A 7,169-nucleotide genomic window follows, 5' to 3' on the forward strand; every position below is an offset into this window, starting at 1 on the left:
TCGACTTAGGATCGTACAGTTACAGCATAAGAAGGAGGAATTATTGATGACAGCCATACTCCCTCATGGCGGTACGCTGGTACAGCGGGTAGCCCAAGGAGCAGAGCGTGAAGATTTATTGAAACAGGTCGACAATCTTCATAAGATCCCAGTAAACGCTTGGAGCATCTCGGACCTGGATTTGATCGGGGTCGGGGCATTTTCGCCATTGCAAGGATTTTTGAACGAGCAGGATTACAAGTCTGTGGTTTCCTCTATGCGTTTAGCGGACGGTACGGTCTGGAGCATACCGGTTACACTGGCTGTTTATGAGCATACAGCGGCTAAACTTGCCGTCGGCGAGAAGGCGGCACTTGTAGGCGAAGAGGATGGGGTCGTCTATGGCGTTATCGATGTAGAGAGCGTCTATCAGGTGGATCAGCAAGTCGAGGCTGTTCAAGTATTCAAGACGGATGATCCGGAGCATCCAGGCGTGAAGAAACTTTTTGAACGTCCTTCAACCTATGTAGGCGGGCCGATCCAAGTGCTGAATCGTCCACAGCCGGAACGTTTTGGCGAGTTTTATTTTGATCCGGCAGAGACCCGCGAACAGTTCAAAGCCAAGGGCTGGAATACGGTTGTCGGCTTTCAGACACGTAATCCGGTTCACCGTGCACATGAATACATTCAGAAGAGTGCTATGGAAATCGTAGACGCACTGTTCCTCAATCCCCTTGTAGGAGAGACCAAATCGGATGACGTTCCTGCCAATGTGCGAATGAAGAGCTATCTGACCTTGCTGGAGAACTACTATCCCGCGGATCGCACCTTCCTGGGCGTATTTCCGGCTGCCATGCGTTATGCGGGGCCTAGAGAAGCTATATTTCATGCCATGGTTCGTAAAAACTATGGTTGTACCCATTTTATCGTTGGCCGGGATCACGCAGGAGTCGGTGACTACTACGGCACGTATGAGGCGCAGGAGATTTTTAAGAATTTCACAACAGAAGAGTTGGGTATTACCCCGCTGTTCTTCGAGCACAGCTTCTTCTGCACCACTTGCGGAAATATGGCTTCAAGCAAAACATGCCCGCATCCGAAGGAGGATCATCTGACCTTGTCGGGAACGAAGGTTCGTGGCTTGCTACGCGAAGGACAGTGCCCGCCACCGGAATTTACGCGCCCCGAAGTCGCGCAAGTGTTAATCGAAGGCATGAAAGAGCAGATTACGGTCTAACAAAGGCATAAATAGCCACCTTGTCCCATATGATGGAGTAGAACAACTCATGGGACGAGGTGGTTTTGTTATGTCCAGGCGGAGATCAGACAAGGTTACGGTATGGATATCGTTGAAGAGAGTCAAGCAAACCCTGATTGGAGCTGCGCTGCTGGCACTGCTCATTGTCGTTGTAACATACGAAATCCCCTCTGCCAAAACGTCGAATACCTGGAGTTTGCCGCTTGCCGGCAAAGTCATTGCCCTTGATGCAGGACATGGCGGGCCAGATGGCGGGGCGGTAAGCCGACAAGGTGTCATCGAGAAGGATATAAACCTGGCCATTACCTTGTATTTGCGTGATTATTTGCAGCAGGCAGGCGCACTCGTCATTATGACAAGAGAAGGAGACTATGATCTGGCTGCAGAAAGCACAAAGGGGTATTCCAAGCGTAAAACGGAAGACCTCAAGCAACGAGTGCGGATGATCGAAGAGAGTAAGGCGGATCTGTTTATCAGCATGCATCTGAACAGCATTCCGTCCAATCGGTGGAGAGGGGCGCAGACCTTTTTCCCTCCAAATAACGGGGAAAGCAAAAAACTCGCCGAATGGATTCAGGCTGAAATCCGACATAACCTGGAGAATACGCAGCGTTTGGCCAAAACGGATGATAAGGTATTTTTGCTTCAAGCCCTGCGCATGCCTTCTGCATTGGTAGAGGTCGGTTTCTTGTCCCATCCAGAGGAATCCGAATTGCTGCGTGATGAGAAATACCAGAGAAAGGTCGCAGCTTCTGTGTATAATGGCATTTTGCGTTATACCTCCGGAGAGTCCGCCAGCGAGTCGTCACAAGCTGCAGAGTAATGGTATAATGGACAGGAATATCGAAACATTGTCTATTCCATTACATAGAGCAGAGGTGCTTATATGCTGACTAGAGAAACGGTACAGGAGATACTCCAGCCTTTACGCGATCCCGAAACCGGGAAGAGCTTAATGGAGCTCCAGCGTATTCGAGATATTGTTGTGAAGGAACGCACGGTCCGATTATCCGTGACTTACAGCAGTGAAGATGTACGCGCTTCCTTGGAAGCGCAGATCAGAGAAATTCTTGAGGCTATGGGGGCAGAGGATATACATATCCGCATGCGCCCCCTGGACAATGCCGTTAGCGGAGCAGCCCGGGAGGAAGATAACGATCGCGAGAAGCTGACAAAAGGACATGCCGCCGGCATGGAGCAGAATAAGCTCCTTAGCGAGCAATCCGGCGTTCACTTCATCGCGATTGCAAGCGGAAAAGGCGGCGTGGGTAAATCCACCGTTACGGTGAATTTAGCTGCAGCTTTGGCTCGGCAAGGCAAGAAGGTAGGTTTGATTGATGCGGATATTTATGGCTTCAGCGTACCGGATATGATGGGCATTGAAGAGGGGCCGTCCGTAACCGAGGAGGGTGTCATCCATCCGGTTGAGCGTTTTGGTGTCAAGGTGATGTCCATGGGCTTCTTCATCCGAGAGAATAGTCCGGTGATTTGGCGCGGACCGATGCTTGGTAAAATGCTGCGTCAATTTTTCACGGATGTCGCTTGGGGGGATTTGGACTACATGCTGCTGGACCTGCCGCCAGGAACAGGGGACGTGGCGCTGGACGTGCATCAGATGATTCCGCAGAGCAAAGAGATCATCGTAACGACCCCGCATGCTACGGCGGCGTTTGTAGCTGCCAGAGCGGGTGCCATGGCCTTGCAGACCGATCATGAAATCTTAGGCGTCGTCGAGAACATGTCTTATTATGTCTGCTCCCATGGCGGGGAGAAGGATTATGTATTTGGTCGTGGGGGCGGAGGGAAGCTTGCCGAGACGCTTCATACCGAGCTGCTCGCGCAGCTTCCGTTAAGAGCGCCGGATAACCACCCTTCAGAGCCGGATTTCTCCCCGTCGGTGTATAAGGCAGGTACCGAGAGCGCAGGGATCTACGATGAAATAGCTGCAAGGATTGCAGCCAAGCTTGAGGAATCCGCTTAGACGTGGTCAATACGCATATAATGCAACAGGCTCCCTGGATAGGGAGCCTTCCCTGGATAGGGAGCCTGTTAATGTTTATGGGAGAAGTGGGGAGGTGCTGCTTAACTGCCGCCGCCTCCACCGCCGCCTTCTTCTCCTTCACCGCCACCTTCACCACCGCCTCCACCGCCTTGCTCCTCTTGTCCTTGTCCTTCGCCTTCTTTTTTCTTCTCCACTTTAGGCTGAAGTTCGTCTTTTACAACCGTTTTAAGCAGTTCAAGCACCTCCATGCGGAACAGCGGGTTCTGCATAGCTTCCTGCATTACGGTCATGGACTGTTTGCGATAATCCGGGGTATTGGTCAATTCAAGAAACGATTTCATCACGTCCGGAGATTTTAACATATCTTGAATCGCTTTTTGATACGTCGGGTCCTTGATGAGCTGCATATGCAGCTGCTTGCTCTCGGAATTGATGGCTTTGGCAAAATCACCCGCGAATTGCGGATCGGTCATAATCTTCTCAATTTCCTTCTTATATTCCTCCGATACCAGGGTATCCTTAACGGCCATGCGAATCTGGTCCCCGGACTGGGCGGACATCATCCGCATCCCCATTGATCCGCCGCTTCCGGAGGAACCGCCGGATCCGCCTCCAAGCGCTTCTTCTACCGCTTTTTTACCTTCGTCGGTTTTCAGAATGTCGACCACCATGGACTTGATTTCTTTATATCCAAGCTGCGGGGACGAGCTTTGTTCTGCACCACAAGCGGTAAGCACCACGGCAGCAACGAAGACGATAATACATAAACGAAATAACTGCCACTTCATTACCGTTGTCCTCCTTTTTCAAGATCATTGAATTTATAAGCGAAGCCGAACAAATTCGATAATCGCAAGAAAAACATCCTCAGCATTGCGGTAGGTCCTCTGGTAAAGATACGACGATCGATGTTTTTCTTACGGTTCTTCGCATAGTATGTGATGGATTTGCAGAAATATGTCGGATTCAGAATGGTTTTTTATTGTGAACGTTGGTAAAATAATGATCTGTGGGGGTGGAAGTTAGTTGAGCTTACGAAAGTGGTCTAAATTGTTTTTGAAAACGCTGCTCGTCGGGGCAGTGGCGGCATTAATTGTAGGTCTGGTCCTGCAGTTGTTTAATGGCGCGATCGAATTTACGGGAATGGCCGATTTATTGATATACCCGCTGATTTTGTTGGGCTCTGGGGCACTGGTGAGCGTATACTCCCAGATGGGCTTTTTTGCGTACCTGACATTAAATTATATGGGGATAGGCATATTCCGCCGAAAGACTTGGCAGTACATTCAGATTGTGTTGGCTGTTCTAGCATTGCTGGAGCTAATGTTCTTCCGTACCTTTGTCGGCGGTTCCACTAGCCTGCAGCAGGATTTGATTTTAGGTGTTTCCATTTTGGTTATTGCGGTTGTTGTTGCTTATCTCAAAGTGAAGAGCACAAATGCTAATGCATGGATTCCGACCCTCTTCTTCATGATGGCGATTTCCATTGTGGAGATTATCGGTGTACTCCAAATTGGAGTCAGCAACGCCACGATCTTTATGGTGGTACCATTGCTGATCTGTAATGCATACCAAATTCTGACGCTTCATAAAGTTACACAAGACGAAAAAAAGAGCTAACACCTTAGCTCTTTTTTTGTTAAGCATTATTCAATTACAGGGTTTCTCTCGAGAGTTTAAAGTCCGCCTGCATCCTCGATGCTCTTCTGCAATGAAGCGTGATCACGAACCTCGGTGCCTTGGGTGCTGCCCTGTTGAAGCAGATCGGTTACCGTAACGAACTCGTAGCCTTTATTACGCAGTTCCTTGATGATGAGAGGGAGAGCTTCATGTGTTTGCTTCACGGAGTCGCTGGCATGCATCAGCACGATGTCTCCCGGATGTGCTTTGGAGACGACGCGGTCCACAATTTTGTCGACGCCGATATTCTTCCAGTCTCTGGAGTCGGTATCCCACTGGATCACCGTGTAGTTAAGGCTCTGGGCTATACCGAGCACTCTCTTGTCAAAATCCCCGTTAGGCATCCGTATTAATTTGGGTTCTTGTCCGGTCATTGCGGTTAAAATAGTGTGTGCCGAAGAAATCTGCTTGCGTATTTCCTCATCGGTGAGCGTGCTGTAATTATCGTGCTTGAAGCCGTGGCTCCCGATTTCATATCCGCTTTCCTTAATGGCATTCACGATATCGGGATGCGTTTTGCTCCATGGCGCAGACAGGAAGAAGGTTGCTTTTTGAACTCCATTGTCTTTTAAGGCCTGTAAAATAGGCTCTGCGCGTTTTTCGCCCCAGCTGATGTCAAACGTTAAAGCGATCTGTTTCTTATCCGTAGACACGCTGTAAATCGCTGACGGGTTGTTCTCGGAGAAGACCGAGATGTTGTCACTCTCCACATAAATAACGCCGATTGCAAAGATCGCCGCGGCAAGGACGAAGAAAAACCGCTTAATCTTTCTGCCGTTGAATACATAAAAAGAATTCATAATACGTGCGCCCCTCTCCCTTCAGTGTGCAATAGCTTGTTTACTTTCAACATATGCTCGTACTTGCGAGTTATACCAATTTAGGAGGTAGCGAATGTTACGTTTTAGCATTTTTCTCAGAGATTTAAGATCGATCCGGAAGGCACTGCTCTTGGCAGCAGTCTTATTTATCGCCGGAATCGTGGCGGGAGCAAGTTCAGAGGGGTTCGAGCAATTCCTTCTTGGTCAGCTTCAAGGATTAGGGGAGATTAGCCAGCAGCTTGGTTCCTCCGATCATCCCGAATGGAATTTCTTTGTTTTTATCTTTCTAAACAACAGCATTAAGAGCGTGCTTGTCATGTTCTCAGGCTTGCTGCTTGGCGTGATACCGTTCTTCTTCCTGGTCATCAATGGCATGGTGATAGGATTCTTAGTTAAAGTTGTGGGGGAGAGCGGAGAGAGCCTGTTTGATCTGATTGTGAAAGGGCTGCTGCCACATGGGATCATTGAGATACCGGTCATTGTGATTGCCTGTGCATATGGCCTGGTTTTTGGCGGGCTGGTGTTAAGAAGTATAACGGCGACAGGCGCGCGCAGAAGCGGGATTGGTGCGGAGTGGCGCGGATTTTGGCGCAAGCTGGGTACTGCATCCTTATGGGTTGTCGTGCTGCTGCTCATTGCGGCAATGATCGAAAGTACAATTACGTTGTGGCTGATGTCATAATTTTCCCTGAAATTGTGCATACCTAATAAAGCAGCTTAGCAGAGTAAAGAGAGAGCTGCGCGGACAGGACGTTCATCATAATGTACAGACAGCATTCATTCGGTTTAGAGATCCCGCCAATACGGTTAATCACCAATACATAGGCAAGAGCAGCTTTAATCCGATTGAAGTGACGTTACATGTTCGCTTAACTATACAAGGAGGTCCTATCATGCTGGGAATGCTATTCAATGAAAAAGAGTGCAAAGAGCTTGATTATGTACTGCGAAAAGAACTGGACGAGATGCTGCTGGATTTGAGCGACCAACGATTGGACCAAAACATCAGGCAGGCTATAGCTAACCGATATAAAACGGTGTTCCGCATGTATGCCCGGTTTGCACCACAGAAGGAACTCTCCAAATATGCACGTAACGGGAAGTTTCCGCAGATCAAACATTAATTCTGTGAAAAAGTGTTGACTAACCGGCTAAGTATATGGTAAATTAATTTTCGCTTCCTTTTCGAAGGTGATGCCGCCAACCGGCGGCCATCAAACTTCAAAACAAACTTCAAAAAAACTTTTTAAAAAAAGTACTTGCAAAGTTGATAGGAAGTATGATATATTATAAAAGTCGCCGCTGAGATGCGGATGACGAACGAGAAACACAGATTGATCTTTGAAAACTGAACAACGAGTGAGTAAAACGAACCACTTTGGTGGGACGTTGAAATAGAGAATTGAACAAATTCTCGTCAGTTAAGAAA

8 protein-coding genes are annotated in these 7,169 nt (G+C 48.5%); 6 read left to right on the forward strand and 2 right to left on the reverse strand.

Going from position 1 to position 7,169, the window contains the following annotated elements; translation table 11 throughout:
* Positions 1 to 46 precede the first annotated feature (46 nt).
* The 3 genes from sat (at position 47) to ACQKPA_RS31300 (ending at position 3,218) form a co-directional block, all read left to right on the forward strand.
* Positions 47 to 1,216 carry a sulfate adenylyltransferase gene (sat, locus tag ACQKPA_RS31290; protein ID WP_427496221.1) on the forward strand — a complete coding sequence of 390 codons (1,170 nt, stop codon included), beginning with the start codon at positions 47 to 49 and terminating at the stop codon, positions 1,214 to 1,216.
* 70 nt (positions 1,217 to 1,286) lie between these two features.
* A complete protein-coding gene (cwlD, locus tag ACQKPA_RS31295; protein WP_427496222.1) occupies positions 1,287 to 2,060 on the forward strand; it encodes an N-acetylmuramoyl-L-alanine amidase CwlD in 774 nt (257 codons plus the stop codon).
* Positions 2,061 to 2,123: 63 nt separating this feature from the next.
* Positions 2,124 to 3,218: a P-loop NTPase gene (locus ACQKPA_RS31300; protein ID WP_427496223.1), complete on the forward strand. Its 1,095-nt coding sequence runs from the start codon at positions 2,124 to 2,126 to the stop codon at positions 3,216 to 3,218.
* A 101-nt stretch (positions 3,219 to 3,319) separates the two neighbouring features.
* Here ACQKPA_RS31300 and gerD read toward each other — a convergent pair whose 3' ends face one another.
* Positions 3,320 to 4,027, reverse strand: a complete 708-nt coding sequence (gene gerD, locus ACQKPA_RS31305; RefSeq protein WP_427496224.1) for a spore germination lipoprotein GerD — start codon at positions 4,025 to 4,027, stop codon at positions 3,320 to 3,322.
* A gap of 238 nt (positions 4,028 to 4,265) precedes the next feature.
* Here gerD and ACQKPA_RS31310 point away from each other — a divergent pair, with 238 nt between their 5' ends.
* Positions 4,266 to 4,859 (forward strand): KinB-signaling pathway activation protein, encoded by a 594-nt coding sequence (locus ACQKPA_RS31310; protein ID WP_427496225.1) that lies wholly within the window; start codon positions 4,266 to 4,268, stop codon positions 4,857 to 4,859.
* Positions 4,860 to 4,915: 56 nt separating this feature from the next.
* Here ACQKPA_RS31310 and pdaB read toward each other — a convergent pair whose 3' ends face one another.
* Positions 4,916 to 5,719 (reverse strand): polysaccharide deacetylase family sporulation protein PdaB, encoded by an 804-nt coding sequence (gene pdaB, locus ACQKPA_RS31315; RefSeq protein ID WP_427496226.1) that lies wholly within the window; start codon positions 5,717 to 5,719, stop codon positions 4,916 to 4,918.
* 94 nt (positions 5,720 to 5,813) lie between these two features.
* On the opposite strand from pdaB, the gene ACQKPA_RS31320 reads away from it, so the two are divergent.
* The gene (locus ACQKPA_RS31320; protein ID WP_427496227.1) at positions 5,814 to 6,422 is read left to right on the forward strand and encodes a stage II sporulation protein M; all 609 of its coding nucleotides are present in this window, start codon (positions 5,814 to 5,816) and stop codon (positions 6,420 to 6,422) included.
* A 211-nt stretch (positions 6,423 to 6,633) separates the two neighbouring features.
* Positions 6,634 to 6,864, forward strand: coding sequence for a hypothetical protein (locus ACQKPA_RS31325; RefSeq protein ID WP_009592811.1), 231 nt, complete (start codon positions 6,634 to 6,636; stop codon positions 6,862 to 6,864).
* Positions 6,865 to 7,169 lie beyond the last annotated feature (305 nt).

Origin of the sequence: Paenibacillus sp. NPDC093718 (assembly GCF_050279985.1) — a bacterium.
Classification (GTDB): domain Bacteria; phylum Bacillota; class Bacilli; order Paenibacillales; family Paenibacillaceae; genus Paenibacillus_AQ.